The 14,613-nt window shown below is 61.6% G+C and carries 12 protein-coding genes; 5 read left to right on the top strand and 7 right to left on the bottom strand.

The window, feature by feature from the left end; translation table 11 throughout:
* Positions 1 to 52: 52 nt before the first annotated feature.
* From J3361_RS07015 to J3361_RS07000, 4 genes are all read right to left on the bottom strand, one after another.
* Positions 53 to 1,711 (bottom strand): Na/Pi cotransporter family protein, encoded by a 1,659-nt coding sequence (locus tag J3361_RS07015; RefSeq protein WP_207963528.1) that lies wholly within the window; start codon positions 1,709 to 1,711, stop codon positions 53 to 55.
* A gap of 348 nt (positions 1,712 to 2,059) precedes the next feature.
* Entirely contained in the window at positions 2,060 to 2,827 is a 768-nt protein-coding gene (locus J3361_RS07010) for a TerC family protein (protein WP_207963526.1), read from the bottom strand.
* Between the two features lie 76 nt (positions 2,828 to 2,903).
* The gene (locus J3361_RS07005) at positions 2,904 to 4,211 is read right to left on the bottom strand and encodes a CitMHS family transporter (protein ID WP_060739862.1); all 1,308 of its coding nucleotides are present in this window, start codon (positions 4,209 to 4,211) and stop codon (positions 2,904 to 2,906) included.
* A gap of 428 nt (positions 4,212 to 4,639) precedes the next feature.
* Entirely contained in the window at positions 4,640 to 4,966 is a 327-nt protein-coding gene (locus J3361_RS07000; RefSeq protein ID WP_207963524.1) for a DOPA 4,5-dioxygenase family protein, read from the bottom strand.
* Positions 4,967 to 5,050: 84 nt separating this feature from the next.
* Between J3361_RS07000 and J3361_RS06995 the strand changes: the two genes are divergently transcribed.
* Entirely contained in the window at positions 5,051 to 5,710 is a 660-nt protein-coding gene (locus J3361_RS06995; protein ID WP_207963522.1) for an NAD(P)H-binding protein, read from the top strand.
* A gap of 80 nt (positions 5,711 to 5,790) precedes the next feature.
* Here J3361_RS06995 and J3361_RS06990 read toward each other — a convergent pair whose 3' ends face one another.
* Positions 5,791 to 6,741 (bottom strand): LysR family transcriptional regulator, encoded by a 951-nt coding sequence (locus J3361_RS06990; protein WP_207963520.1) that lies wholly within the window; start codon positions 6,739 to 6,741, stop codon positions 5,791 to 5,793.
* A 96-nt stretch (positions 6,742 to 6,837) separates the two neighbouring features.
* Between J3361_RS06990 and betC the strand changes: the two genes are divergently transcribed.
* The 3 genes from betC to J3361_RS06975 all read left to right on the top strand — a co-directional run bounded on the left by betC (position 6,838) and on the right by J3361_RS06975 (position 11,060).
* Positions 6,838 to 8,370, top strand: coding sequence for a choline-sulfatase (betC, locus tag J3361_RS06985; RefSeq protein ID WP_207963518.1), 1,533 nt, complete (start codon positions 6,838 to 6,840; stop codon positions 8,368 to 8,370).
* A 15-nt stretch (positions 8,371 to 8,385) separates the two neighbouring features.
* Complete coding sequence (choX, locus tag J3361_RS06980) at positions 8,386 to 9,306, top strand: choline ABC transporter substrate-binding protein (RefSeq protein WP_207963516.1); 921 nt, start codon at positions 8,386 to 8,388, stop codon at positions 9,304 to 9,306.
* Between the two features lie 185 nt (positions 9,307 to 9,491).
* A complete protein-coding gene (locus J3361_RS06975) occupies positions 9,492 to 11,060 on the top strand; it encodes a SulP family inorganic anion transporter (RefSeq protein ID WP_207963514.1) in 1,569 nt (522 codons plus the stop codon).
* Between the two features lie 210 nt (positions 11,061 to 11,270).
* Here J3361_RS06975 and aroE read toward each other — a convergent pair whose 3' ends face one another.
* Positions 11,271 to 12,092 carry a shikimate dehydrogenase gene (gene aroE / locus J3361_RS06970; RefSeq protein ID WP_207963512.1) on the bottom strand — a complete coding sequence of 274 codons (822 nt, stop codon included), beginning with the start codon at positions 12,090 to 12,092 and terminating at the stop codon, positions 11,271 to 11,273.
* A gap of 13 nt (positions 12,093 to 12,105) precedes the next feature.
* Positions 12,106 to 13,020, bottom strand: coding sequence for an oxygen-dependent coproporphyrinogen oxidase (gene hemF / locus J3361_RS06965; protein WP_207963510.1), 915 nt, complete (start codon positions 13,018 to 13,020; stop codon positions 12,106 to 12,108).
* Positions 13,021 to 13,389: 369 nt separating this feature from the next.
* Here hemF and J3361_RS06960 point away from each other — a divergent pair, with 369 nt between their 5' ends.
* Positions 13,390 to 14,367, top strand: a complete 978-nt coding sequence (locus J3361_RS06960; RefSeq protein ID WP_207963508.1) for an NADPH:quinone reductase — start codon at positions 13,390 to 13,392, stop codon at positions 14,365 to 14,367.
* Positions 14,368 to 14,613: the final 246 nt, after the last annotated feature.

Below are 14,613 nucleotides of genomic sequence, written 5' to 3'. Positions count from 1 at the left end.
TGACTGACGTTTTTGACCGACATTGTTACTGACTGACCAATGGGCCAGTCGTTCACGGCGAATGGGTGATGTCGGAAATTTCATCGGCCGCCAGCGCGCCGATCTCCGACGTCTCCAGCACCACATAGGCGCTGCCGCAGAACAGCGAATTGAGGCGTCGCATGTCAGCGATCAGCTCCAGGTGCAGGGAACTGGTCTCCAGGCTTTGTACGACTTTGCGTTGCAAACGGCTGACATGGGCGTGGGCCATGCGCCGTTCCTGCGCCCGAAAGCGCCGTTTCTCACGCAGCAACTGCCGGGCGCTTTCCCGGTCGGCGCTGAGGAATACCGACAACCCCAGGCGCAAATTGGCGATCAGATGGCTGTGCAGCCCCGCCAACTCCTCCAGGCCGACCTCGGAAAAGGAGCGGCGTTGCGAGGTCTTCTGCTGCTGGACCTTGCGCAACATGCGCTCGATGAGGTCGCTGGCCAGCTTGAGGTTGATCGCCAGTTCGATGATCTCCGCCCAGCGGCGGCTGTCCTGTTCGCTGAGGTCCTCACGGGGCATCTGCGCCATGTACAACTTGATGGCACTGCACAGCGCTTCGACGTCATCGCTCATGCGCCGGACGTCCTGCGTCACTGCCGTTTGCGCACCGCGTAGCACGTCCAGCATGGCTTCGAGCATGTTTTCGATCAGGTCGCCAATGCGCAGGGTTTCCCGGGCCGCGTTCGCCAGGGCCAGGCTCGGGGTGGCGAGGGCGGTGGGATCGAGGTGGCGGGGCTTGGCCGTGCCGTTGGTCTCGGGCCGCTCCGGCAGTAGCCAGGCACAGAGCTTGGCCATCGGGCCGACGCTGGGCAGCAACACCAGGCACCGTACGGTGTTGTAGAGCAGATGGAAGCCGATCACTGTTTCCTGGGGGCTGAAATCCAGGCTGTCGAGCCAGCCCACCAGCGGATCGAGCACCGGGATGATCAACACCAGCCCGATCAGCTTGTACAACAAGCTGCCCAGCGCCACTTGGCGGCCGGCGGTGTTCTGCATGCTGGTGCTGAGGAACGCCAGGATGCCGCTACCGATGTTGGCGCCGATCACCAGGCCGATGGCCACCGGCAGACTGATCACCGCGGCGCCGGCCAGTGTCGCGGTCAACAGCACGGCGGCCAGGCTGGAGTAGGAGATCATTGCGAACAACGCGCCGACCAGCGCATCGAGCAGGATGTCGCCGGTCAGTGAGGCGAAGATCACTTTCACGCCTTGGGCGTGGGTGATGGGCGCGGCGGCTTCGACGATTAACTGCAAGGCGAGGATGATCAGGCCCAGGCCGATGCTGACCCGGCCCATTTGCCCGACGCGGGTCTGTTTGCGCGAGAGGAAAAAAATCACCCCGAGGAAAATCAGCAGCGGCGACAGCCACGACAGGTCGAGGGTCAGCACCCGCGCCATCAGCGCGGTACCGACATCGGCGCCGAGCATGGTCGCCAGGGCCGGAGTCAACGCCATCAGGCCCTGGCCGACGAACGAGGTGACGAGCATGGCCGTGGCGTTGCTGCTCTGGACCATGGCCGTGACCATGATGCCGGCGATAAACGCCAGCCAGCGCCGGGACATGTTCTGGCTGATGACATGGCGCAGGTTCGAGCCATAGACCCGCAGGATGCCGGTACGCACGATATGCGTGCCCCAGATCAGCAGGGCCACGGCGGAGAGCAAATTGAGCAGGGTCAGCATGAGAGGCCCCCTGTTAGCGTCCCAAAGGAACAAATGGGTGATGCCACATTCTTCGTTCTTGTACTTAAGCTGTAGTTGTCGAACGGTTCGGGCGCCAGCATTGCACAGCTAAAGAATCGATTGAAACAAAACTGTCATGAAAACATATTCCTCAAACACACCAAAAACCCTTGTGGGAGCGAGCCTGCTCGCGATGACGGCAGCACACCCACCATCACCGGTTCAGGCACACCGCTTTCGCGAGCAGGCTCGCTCCCACAGTTGTGCACTTCAAGCTGGTTGAGCAGCCATTTCTTGCAGGCATGAAAAAGGGGCTCCAAGAGCCCCTTCCATTCACTGCCCTATACCTTACTGACCCGGCATGTCCTTGCGCAGTTTCACCGGATCCTGTTGCTTGCGCTTGCGTGCAATCGCGGTGCGCATCTTGATGTTGACCGCTTCCACCGCCAGGGAAAACGCCATGGCGAAGTAGACGTAGCCTTTTGGCACATGCACGTCGAACGACTCGGCGATCAGCACGGTACCGACCACCAGCAGGAACGACAGCGCCAGCATCTTCAGCGACGGGTGCTTGTCGATGAACGTGCTGATGGTGCCCGAAGCCAGCATCATTACCAGTACGGCGACGATGATTGCCGCGACCATGACCGGTACATGGGACACCATGCCGACCGCGGTGATGACCGAGTCCAGGGAGAACACGATGTCGATGATCGCGATCTGGATGATGGTGTAGATGAAATTGCCGCCCTTGCCCGAAGGCTCGTCGCTGGTTTCATCTTCGCCTTCCAACGCGTGGTACATCTCCTGGGAGCTTTTCCACAGCAGGAACAGGCCACCGAAGAACAGGATCAGGTCACGACCGGAGATGCCCTGGCCGAACACTTCGAACAAATCGGCCGTCAGGCGCATGACCCAGGTGATGGACAGCAGCAACAGGATCCGCGTGATCATGGCCAGGGCCAGACCGAAAATCCGGGTGCGCGCCTGCATGTGCTTGGGCATGCGGCTGACCAGGATCGAGATCATGATGATGTTGTCGATGCCCAGGACAATTTCCAGGGCGGTCAGGGTAAAGAAGGCAACCCAGATTTCCGGGTTGGTCAGCCATTCCATGTGAGTTCCTTTGAGCGAGTGTTAGGCCGCGCCGCGCCTTCGGTGATCCGACAGGGCGACGCAGCGGGCGTTGCTTTTATAGAGTGCTGAACAGCGGAAAAATCCCCATCAGCAAGGCGGCGAACATTATGCACAGGCAAACCAGTACTGCCCACTTCAAGGTGAAGCGTTGGTGATCGCCGAACTCGATCCCGGCCAGGGCCACCAGCAGATAAGTCGACGGAACCAGCGGACTCAGCAGATGCACGGGCTGGCCAACGATGGAGGCGCGGGCCATTTCGACGGCGGTGATGCCGTAATGGCTGGCGGCTTCGGCGAGAACCGGTAACACCCCGTAATAAAATGCATCGTTAGACATGAAGAACGTGAACGGCATGCTCACCAGCGCGGTGATGACCGCCAGGTAAGGGCCGAGGAATTCCGGAATCACCGCCAGCAGGCTCTTGGACATGGCGTCGACCATGCCGGTGCCGGACAGGATGCCGGTGAAAATCCCCGCCGCGAAGATCAGCCCGACCACCGCCAACACACTACCGGCGTGGGCCGCGACGCGGTCTTTCTGCTGTTGCAGGCATGGGTAGTTGACGATCATCGCGATACTGAAGGCCACCATGAACAGCACCGGCAATGGCAACAGGCCGGCGATCAGGGTGCACATCAGGGCCAGGGTCAGCGCGCCGTTGAACCAGATCAGCTTCGGACGGCGGGCGTCCGGGAACTGGGACACGCTGATTTCGCTGTGATCGATCTCATCGCCCGCCAGGTGCAATTCACCCAGGCGCGCACGCTCGCGTTTGCCGTACATGTAGGAAATCGCCAGGATCGCCACGACGCCGGCCAGCATCGCCGGGATCATCGGCACGAAGATGTCGGACGGGTCCACATGCAGCGCACTGGCTGCCCGGGCCGTCGGGCCGCCCCACGGGGTCATGTTCATCACGCCGCCGGCGAGGATGATCAGGCCGGCCATAATGCGCGGGCTCATGCCGATGCGGCTGTAGAGCGGCAGCATCGCGGCCACGCAGATCATATAAGTGGTCGCGCCGTCACCATCGAGGGAAACGACGAGCGCCAGAACGGCGGTACCGACCGAAACTTTCAACGGGTCGCCCTTGACCAGCTTGAGGATCTTGCGAACGGCCGGGTCGAACAGGCCGGAGTCGATCATCAGGGCAAAATACAGAATCGCGAACATCAGCATCACCCCGGTCGGGGCGAGCTTGGTGATGCCTTCGAGCATCATCGGACCGATTTTCGGCGCGAAGCCACCGAACAGGGCGAACAGGATCGGGATGATAATCAGGGCGATCAGCGCGGACAGGCGCTTGGTCATGATCAGGAACATGAACGTGATGACCATGGCGAAGCCAAGGAAAGTCAGCATGGGAAATACTCCAGGCGTGGTGCGGCTGTGAAAGGCGAACCGGACAGGTCAGCGCAGGATGCAGAGCACGGGACGAACGGATGGAGTGGGTGCAGCGGGACGGGTAGCAGCGGACATCAGAATCACCATTGTTGTTGTTAAAAGGGCCGAACGAGCCTTGAAAACTCGCTTTTGGCCGACCGGTCTCTTGCCGGAAGTGGGGTGATCCTAATCGCGCAAGCTTTCAGTCAGCTTTCGTCGCAGACAATGGAGTTTTTTCTGTGGGGCAAGGCTCACCTGTGGGAGCAAAATTTATCTGTGGGGTAAAGCTCACCTGTGGGAGCAAAGCTTGCTCGCGATGAAGCTGACACATTCCCACTTGAGAGCCGCGGCGTCTTTATCGCGAGCAAGCTTTGCTCCCACAGATAATCTGCGCTTTCGTCGCTAGATCAAAAGGCTGAAAGATTCAACGGCCGCACCGCGCCCATCCAGATCGCATGGTCGGTGTGATCGGCCAGGTCATCGCCGGTCTCCGGGTGCAGGAAAATCACCAGCCCCTTGCGATTCAGGGCCAGCCACGGCAGGACCACGCCGATGTACTGCGGATCGAAGGCCAGCTGACAACTCCAGTCCGGGTGCGGGCCGACCGGGCGTTGATGGACACTGCCCATTTTCAGCGGGAACAACTGCGCCGCTTCCTCACACAGCGCCCGCGCCTGGTCGAGGGTATTGGCGTCGAAATACACATGGGCGTGGTAACCCTTGATCCGTTGCATCGGTCACTCCTTGATAAACAGGCGAACCCTCTTGGTTCCCCGCGGGTCAGAGCCTTTACAGGCGGGACAACGAGGAAAACAGCCATGAAAAACGCCGAAACCCCGGTCATCAAAGTGGTGCTCTATGGTGCCATGAGCAGCCTCGGCAGTGCGTTGATGGCTGAACTGCTGCGGCGCCAGCATGAGGTCATCGCCATTCTCGACGATCTTACCGCCCTGGCCCCACGCCCAGGCTTGCGGACCAAGACCGGCGATCTGTTCGACCCGGAGCGGGTCAAGCAAAGTGTCGCCGGGGCCAGCGCCGTGGTGTGCCTGTTGAACGCGCCAGGGTTGCCGATGAACAGCGAACAGGTGGAGCGCACCTTGATTCCCGGCCCGGTGGAGCAAGTCCTGGCGGTGGACGCCCTGATCGCCGGCATGCACGCGGTGAACATTACACGGCTGTTCCTGGTGGGCGACTTTGCGATGCTCGACGAAGAACAGGCCGACGACGATTTGCAGCGCCATGCCGCCGAAGAAATGCTCGATGCCCTGAAGAGCAGTACCTTGCAGTGGACCTTGATCAACGCCCCCTATGCTGCGCCTGGCCTGGGCATCGAACACTTCAGCCAGGTCAGCACCAGCCTCGAACCTGGCATGGCTGAAACCCTGGAGCGGCTCAACCGTGTGGCCGTCGGCATCGCCGATGAGCTGCGCCTGAACCTACATGTGGGCGAACACGTCAGCTTCGTGGCCGCCCACTAGCTATGGACTCCACATCCCTGTGGCGAGGGAGCTTGCTCCCGCTGGGCCGCGTAGCGGCCCCAAAAAAACGATGCCACAACTCAAACAGCAATCGACGGCAACGGCAGCCCCGTGAGCGATTCGGCGCTGTTGGCCTGTTCGTCCATCAGCCAATCGACGAATTGCCGGATCAACACACCGCGCCGTTTACGCTGGGGCAAGACTACGTAATACCCCAGCCGCGACAGCACCGTTTCCGCGATCGGACGACACAACAGGCCCTGGGCCAATAAGTTATCCACAAGGTGCCGCCAGCCGATGGCGACGCCCTGACCGCCAATAGCCGCCTGGATGAGCAGCGTGTAGTTGTCGAAGCGCAACTGCCCGGGGGCCGGCGGCGAGGTGATACCCAGCTCGCGAAATACGCCGCTCCAGTCGAACCAGCTGTTGCTGTTGCCCGCCCGCAAATGCAGCAACGGAAATTCCGCCAAGGCCTGGGCGGGCAAGGGCAGGGGACGCTCCTTGAGCAGCAGCGGGCTGCACACCGGGAAGACTTCTTCGCTGAATAGCCAGTGACTTTCGCCTTGTTTGAAGCGACCGTCGCCGAACAGCACGGCAACGTCGATATCGGTGCGGAGCATGTTGTGGTTGCGTTCGCTGGTCACCAAACTCACATCCACCTGCGGATTGGCCGCGTGAAAGCGATGCAGGCGCGGCATCAGCCAATAGGCCGCGAAGGCGAAGTCCGTGGCGACTTGCAGCACCTCATGCTGGTGCTGGGCGGTGATGGCGCTGAGCCCGGCATCGATGCTCTGCAAACCGGCCTGCACCTGCTCGAACAGGATCGTCCCGGCCTCGGTCAGTTCGATGCCGCGGTAGATGCGGTCGAATAACCGCGTACCCAGTTGCTCTTCCAGGCGCTTGATCTGCTGGCTGATGGCCGGTTGCGTGGTGCCCAGCTCAATCGCCGCCGCCGTAAAACTCTGGTGGCGGGCCGCGGCTTCAAAGGCTCGGAACAGTTCCAGGGACAGGTTGCCCAGGGCGTCATACATAAGCTGTGCTTATCCTAGTCATTATCCTGCATGGGCTTTACCCCAAAACCCGGGGGCTACATGCTCAATCGCAGCAATGTCGCATAACTGCCTACTATGGAATGCCGCAAATACGTGAAGCGCAAGAACATTCTTTTCATCATGGCCGATCAAATGGCCGCGCCAATGTTGCCGATCTACGGTCCTTCGCCGATCAAGCTGCCAAACCTGTCGCGCCTGGCCGCCGAGGGCGTGGTGTTCGACGCCGCCTATTGCAACAGCCCGCTCTGCGCCCCGTCGCGCTTCACTTTGGTGAGCGGCCAGTTGCCGAGCAAGATCGGCGCCTACGACAACGCAGCGGATTTTCCGGCGGACGTGCCGACTTACGCCCATTACCTGCGCCGCCTCGGCTATCGCACGGCGTTGTCCGGCAAGATGCACTTTTGCGGCCCTGATCAACTGCACGGTTACGAAGAGCGCCTGACCAGCGACATTTACCCGGCCGACTACGGCTGGGCAGTGAACTGGGACGAGCCGGACGTGCGGCCGAGTTGGTACCACAACATGTCGTCGGTGTTGCAAGCCGGGCCTTGTGTGCGCACCAATCAGCTGGATTTCGATGAAGAAGTGGTGTTCAAGGCCCAGCAGTACCTGTTCGACCACATCCGCGAGGACGGTGACCAGCCGTTCTGCCTGACCGTGTCGATGACCCACCCACACGACCCGTACACGATTCCCAAGGCCTTTTGGGATTTGTATGACAACAACGACATCCCGCTGCCGCAGACGCCAGCGCAAACAACCCTCGATCCACATTCCCAGCGACTGCTGAAGGTCTATGACCTGTGGGACAAGCCACTGCCTGTGGATAAGATTCGCGATGCCCGTCGCGCCTATTTCGGCGCGTGTAGCTACATTGATAGCAACGTCGGCAAGCTGCTGCAAACCCTGGAAGACACCGGTCTGCTGGACGATACAATCATCGTGTTCTCCGGCGATCATGGGGACATGCTCGGCGAAAAGGGCCTCTGGTACAAAATGCACTGGTTCGAAATGGCCGCGCGCGTACCGTTGCTGATCAGCGCACCGGGGCAGTTCGCCAGCGGCCGGGTGGGCGCGGCCGTGTCCACCGCCGACTTGCTGCCGACTTTGGTGGAACTGGCCGGCGGCACGCTGGAACCGGGCTTGCCACTGGATGGCCGTTCGCTGGTGCCGCACCTGCAAGGGCAGGGCGGCCATGATGAGGTTTTTGGCGAATACATGGCCGAAGGCACCATCAGCCCGTTGATGATGATCCGCCGTGGCCCGTGGAAATTCATCTACAGCGAAGATGACCCGTGCCTGCTGTTCGACGTGCGCAACGATCCCAAGGAATTGGAAGATCTCAGCCAGTCTGCGGAGCATCAATCCCTGTTCACCGATTTTCTCGCCGAAGCCCGCGCCAAGTGGGATATCCCGGCGATTCATCAACAGGTGCTCGCCAGCCAGCGCCGCCGCCGTTTCGTCGCCCAGGCGCTGACCCTGGGCAAACTCAAGAGCTGGGATCACCAGCCGCTGGTGGACGCCAGCCAGCAGTACATGCGCAACCACATCGACCTCGACGACCTGGAGCGCAAGGCACGTTATCCACAACCCTGCCAAAACCAATAACGTAAGGGGCAAGCCATGCAAAAGTTATCCACAGTACTGACCGCTGGGCTGTTGGCGTTGAGCAGTGTTTCGGCCTGGGCCGAGCAGAGCTGCGAAACGGTGAAGATGGCCGATCCGGGCTGGAGCGACATTGCCGCCACCAACGCCATCACCGGTTTCCTGCTGGACGGGATGGGCTACAAGGCCAAGGTTGACACCCTCGCCGTGCCGATCACCTTTGGTGGCCTCAAGGACGGCCAGGTGGATGTGTTCCTGGGTAACTGGATGCCGGCGCAGCAGGGCTTCTATGACAAATTCGTGGCCAATGGCGACGTCACGCAACTGGCCAAGAACCTGGACGGCACCGAATTCACCCTGGCGGTCCCGGATTACGTCTGGGACGCGGGTGTGCATAACTTTGCCGACCTGAACAAATTCGCCGACAAGTTCGACAAGAAAATCTACGGCATCGGTTCCGGCGCCCCGGCCAACCTTTCCCTGAAAGAAATCATCAAGACCAATGACTTCGGCATGGGCGAATGGAAACTGGTGGAATCCAGCGAGCAGGCGATGTTGGCGGAAGTCTCCCGGGCGGTGAAAAAACAGAAGTTCGTGACCTTCCTCGGCTGGACGCCGCACCCGATGAACGTGCAATTGAAAATGCACTACCTCAAGGGCGGCGAGAAATACTTCGGCGACACCGGCAGCGTCTACACCCTGACCCGCAAAGGTTATGCACAGGCCTGCCCGAATGTGGGCAAGCTGCTGACCAACCTGAGCTTCACCCAGGAAATGGAAAACAGCATCATGGCCGAGGTGGTCAACAAGAAGGTCAGCAACGCCGATGCGGCCAAGGCCTGGATCAAGGCCAACCCGGCGGTCCTGGATAAATGGCTGGACGGTGTGAAGACCCTGGATGGCAAGGATGCGTTGGCGGCGGTGAAGGCCAAGCTCTGACGGCGGAGCACTGTCGCCAGGGGACTTTTGTGGGAGCAAGGCTTGCCCGCGATGAAGACGACTCGGTCTCAGACCGAGGTGCCTGTTTCGCGAGCAAGCTTTGCTCCCACATATATCCCCTCAGCACAGGGAGAACAGTGCCTTGTCCTGATACCCTTGCTTGCAAACCCCATCCCTGAGGCCCCATGGCAATCCCCACGCGCCATTCACTCTTTCCCTTCCTGAGCTGGCTGCCCCGGCAGACCCGGGCCAGTGTCGGCCGTGACCTGATCGTCGGCCTGAGCGGTGCGATTCTCGCGTTGCCGCAGTCCATCGCCTACGCTCTGATTGCCGGTCTGCCCCCCGAGTACGGCTTGTACGCGGCGATCGTGCCGGTGCTGATCGCCTGCCTGTGGGGTTCGTCGTGGCACCTGATCTGCGGGCCAACGGCGGCGATTTCCATCGTCCTGTACGCCACCGTCAGCCCGCTGGCCGTGCCCGCATCCCAGGACTACATCACCTTGATCCTGCTGCTGACGGTGCTGGCGGGTATTTTCCAGTGGTTGCTGGGCTTGTTGCGTTTCGGGGCGCTGGTGAATTTCGTCTCCCACTCGGTGGTGCTGGGGTTCACCCTGGGCGCGGCGGTGGTCATCGCCCTGGGGCAGTTGCCGAACCTGCTGGGCCTCGACCTGCCGAACGAAGCCACGGCGTTGAGGGGCCTGCTGATGCTGGTCGACCACATCGGGGCTGTGGATAAGCCATCGCTGCTGCTGGGATTGGGCACTTTGATTCTGGGTGTCGTGCTCAAGCGCTTGCTGCCGCGCTGGCCAAGCCTGTTGATAACTTTAGTCATCAGCAGCCTGGTGGTCTGGTTGTGGCCGGCGATGTTCGGGCATGTGGCGCTGGTCAGTGCCTTCGCCGGGCGCCTGCCGCCGCTCACGCTGCTGCCGTTCGACCTGGAACTGATCCTGCGCCTGCTGCCCGGCGCCGTCGCGGTGGGCATGCTCGGGTTGGTTACCAGCCTGTCTATCGCTCGTTCATTGTCGGTGCGGTCCGGGCAATTGCTTGATGCGAATCAGGAGGTGAGGGCGCAGGGGCTTTCCAACATGGTTGGCGGATTTTTCTCCGGCTCGTTGTCAGCCGGTTCCTTTACCCGTTCCGGCCTGAGCTATGAAGCCGGGGCCTGTTCGCCCCTGGCCGGGGTGTTCTCGGCCCTGTGGGTGGCGTTGTTTGCGGTGGCCGGGGCGAAACTGATCGCGCACATCCCGATTCCGGCCATGGCTGGCAGCATTTTGCTGATCGCCTGGGGGCTGGTGGATCACCGGGGTATCCGCGCGTTGTACCGCGTGAGCCGCGCCGAATTCGTGGTGATGAGCCTGACCTGCCTCGCCACGTTGCTGCTGGAACTGCAAACCGCCATTTATGCCGGCGTGCTCGCTTCGCTGTTCTTTTACCTCAAGCGCACCTCGCAGCCCCGGGTGCAGCATTTTCGCGAAGGGGAGGCGGAGATTTTGCGGGTCGGCGGCTCGATCTTTTTCGGCGCCAGCCATTACCTGCAAGTGCGCTTGCAACGGTTGCAGGCGCAGCGGGTGGTCATCGATGCCCAGCAGATCAACTTCATCGATTATTCCGGGGTGGAAATGCTCCACCAGGAAGCCCGGCGCCTGCGCAGCCAGGGACGGAGCCTGACCTTGCGCATGGCCCGGCCGCAGGTGGTGGAGGAGTTGTTGAAGTTGGAAGGGGCGCAGGCGTGCCCGATTCATTTCGAAGACTAGGGCTCAAGGCAGACATCCCCTGTGCTCAAGGCAGACATTCCCTGTGGCAAGGGCGCTTGCTCCCGCTGGGCTGCGAAGCAGTCCTAGAGGGCTTGCCAACCTTAAATGTCGTGCGGTCAGTCAGGCGGGCGCTTCGCACCCGAGCGGGAGCAAGCTCCCTCGCCACAGTTCACAGTTCACAGTTCACAGTTCACAGGTTCAGTTCACCGTTCATAGCGCCAGCTGGCGGCGCAGCTCGGCCAGCACCGGCGCGGTGTCCGGGCGTACTCCGCGCCACAAGTAGAACGCTTCGCCCGCCTGCTCGGCGAGCATGCCCAGGCCATCCATCGCCACCGCCGCGCCGTGTTCCTTGGCCCAACGGCAAAACGACGTTGGTTCCTTGCTGTACATCATGTCGTAGCAGACCGTCTTGCCGGGCTCGATCAGGCTGGCGGCAATCGGTGGCACGTCCCCTGACAGGCTCGCGGAGGTGGCGTTGATGATCAGGTCCACCGGCTCTTGCAGCCAGTCAAAGCCACTGGCCGACACCGGGCCCAGGTCGGCGAACAACTCGGCGAGCAATTCGGCTTTTTCCACCGTGCGATTGGCGATGATCACCGAGGCCGGCGCCTCGGCCAGCAGCGGTTCCAGGGCGCCGCGCACCGCGCCGCCGGCGCCAAGCAAGAGGATGCGCTTGCCCTTGAGGCTGAAGCCGGCGTTGACGGTCAGGTCGCGGACCAGCCCGGCGCCGTCGGTGTTGTCACCCAACAGGCGACCGTCGGCCAGCTTGCTCAACGTATTGACCGCCCCGGCCCGCTGGGCCCGCTCGGTCAGGCTGTCGGCCAAGCGAAAGGCGTCCTCCTTGAACGGTACCGTGACGTTCGCCCCACGCCCCTCGCGGAAAAATGCCTGGGCGCACCCGGAAAAATCCTCCAACGGTGCCAGCAGCGTGCTGTAGTCCAGGCGTTGCCCGGTCTGCTCGGCAAACAGGCGATGGATCAACGGCGACTTGCTGTGGCCGATCGGGTTACCCATTACAACGTAGCGGTCCATGGATAATCCCCGTTCAGGCCGTCGCCAGCCAATCGCGATCCTGCAGGAAATACTCGGTCAGCCGCGCTTCTTCGCTGCCCGGTTCGGCTTTCCAGTCGTAGCCCCAGCGCACTTGCGGCGGCAGGGACATCAGGATCGATTCGGTACGCCCGCCCGATTGCAGCCCGAACAGGGTGCCGCGGTCGTAGACCAGGTTGAATTCCACGTAGCGCCCGCGGCGGTATTCCTGGAACTCCCGTTGCTGGGCGGTGAACGCATCGTGCTTGCGACGACGCACAATCGGCAGGTAGGCATCGATGTAGGCGTCGCCGATGGCGCGGATGAAGGCGAAGCAGGTGTCGAAATCCCACGCATTCAGGTCGTCGAAAAACAGGCCGCCGATGCCCCGGGGCTCGTTGCGATGCTTGAGGTGGAAGTAGCTGTCGCACCAGGCCTTGTAGCGCGAATAGACATCCGGGCCGAACGGCGCGCAGGCTTGCTCGGCGACGCGGTGCCAATGGACGCAATCTTCTTCCACGCCGTAGTAAGGCGTCAGGTCGAAGCCACCGCCAAACCACCAGACCGGCTCTTCGCCTTCCTTCTCGGCGATGAAAAAGCGCACGTTGGCGTGGGAAGTCGGCACGTGGGGGTTGTGCGGGTGGATCACCAGCGACACACCCAGGGCTTCGAAGCCGCGACCGGCCAGTTCCGGCCGATGGGCGCTGGCCGACGGTGGGAGGCCGCTGCCGAAGACGTGGGAAAAGTTGACGCCGCCCTTTTCGATCACCGTGCCGTTTTCGATCACCCGCGTACGACCGCCACCGCCGGCAGGCCGGGTCCAGGCGTCTTCGACGAAGCGCGTGCCGCCGTCCTCGGTTTCCAGGGCGGCGCAGATACGGTCTTGCAGGTCGAGCAGGTAGGCTTTCACGGCCTCAGTGCGAGTGGACATGACATCACCTTGATCAGGGCTACGCTACGCGGCGTATAGCGGGCCGGTGGCAAATGGGCGCACAGGATACCACCGCACTTGCCCATGCCACAGTTGACGACGGTCAAGCTTAGGAGTCCGATAGCAGGCTTGGTAAAAGTCCAAGATAAGGTAATGCGGTTCACTCAAGGTATCGACATTCCCGTGGCGAGGGAGCTTGCTCCCGCTGGGCTGCGTAGCGGCCCCAAAACCTGCCGACTACGCAGCATCAAACACACTGTATCCGCCGGAATACGACTGCTTCGCAGCCGAGCGGGAGCAAGCTCCCTCGCCACAGGTACGTTGTTTTTCATAAGTGAACAGCATTACCACGACAAGGAGAAAGTGAAGATGGCCAAACGTATCCAGTTCAGTTCCCACGGCGGTCCCGAAGTGCTCGAGTACGTCGATTACTCGCCTGCCGAGCCCGGCCCGCAGCAGGTGCGCGTCAGCAACAAGGCGATCGGCCTGAATTTCATCGACACCTATTACCGCAGCGGCCTGTATCCGCCACCGGCGTTGCCATCGGGCCTGGGCGCCGAGGGCGCTGGCGTGGTCGAGGCGGTCGGCTCCGATGTTACGCGGTTCAAGGTCGGCGACCGGGTCGCGTACGGCAGCGGCCCGCTGGGGGCCTACAGCGATGTGCATGTGTTGCCCGAAGCCAACCTGGTGCATTTGCCCGAGTCCGTCAGTTTCGAACAGGCGGCTGGCGTGATGCTCAAGGGCCTGACCGTGCAATACCTGTTGCGCCAGACCTATGAACTCAAGGGCGGCGAAACCATTCTGTTCCACGCCGCCGCCGGTGGCGTCGGTTCCCTGGCCTGCCAATGGGCCAAGGCCTTGGGCGTGAAGCTGATCGGCACCGTCAGCTCGGCGGAAAAAGCCGCCATCGCCAAAGCCCACGGCGCTTGGGAAACCATCGACTACAGCAAGGAAAACGTCCCGCAGCGGGTGTTGGAATTGACTGACGGCAAGAAGGTGCCCGTGGTGTACGACGGCGTTGGCAAGGACACCTGGCTGACCTCCCTGGACAGCGTCGCCCCCCGTGGCCTGGTGGTGAGCTTCGGCAATGCCTCGGGTGCGGTGGAGGGTGTGAACCTGGGGATTCTCTCGGCCAAGGGCTCGTTGTACGTCACCCGCCCGACCCTGGCGACTTACGCCAACAACGCCGAAAACCTGCAGCGCATGGCTGATGAGTTGTTCGGGATGATCGCCAGCGGCAAGCTCATGGTGGATATCAACCAGCGTTATCCACTGGCGGAAGCGGCCAAGGCCCATACCGAGTTGTCAGCGCGGCGCACGACGGGGTCGACCGTTCTCCTGCCTTGAGATTAGGTACCCAAGGGTGCAGTACCTGTGGGAGCGGGCTTGCTCGCGAATTCGGTGGGTCAGCTTGCATCAATGTTGAATGTGCCGACGCCTTCGCGAGCAAGCCCGCTCCCACGCTTGCTCTGTGGTGCTCATAAATACTGGGTACAACACAAAACCTTTTGAAGGCGAGTTCGATTTCCCTGGCCGCCGCAAATCCCCTGTGGGAGCGAGCCTGCTCGCGATAGCGGTGTATCAGCCAACATC

Source organism: Pseudomonas sp. OA65, assembly GCF_017498305.1.
GTDB lineage: Bacteria > Pseudomonadota > Gammaproteobacteria > Pseudomonadales > Pseudomonadaceae > Aquipseudomonas > Aquipseudomonas zanjanensis.
This window is presented reverse-complemented; position numbering and strand designations above follow the sequence as displayed.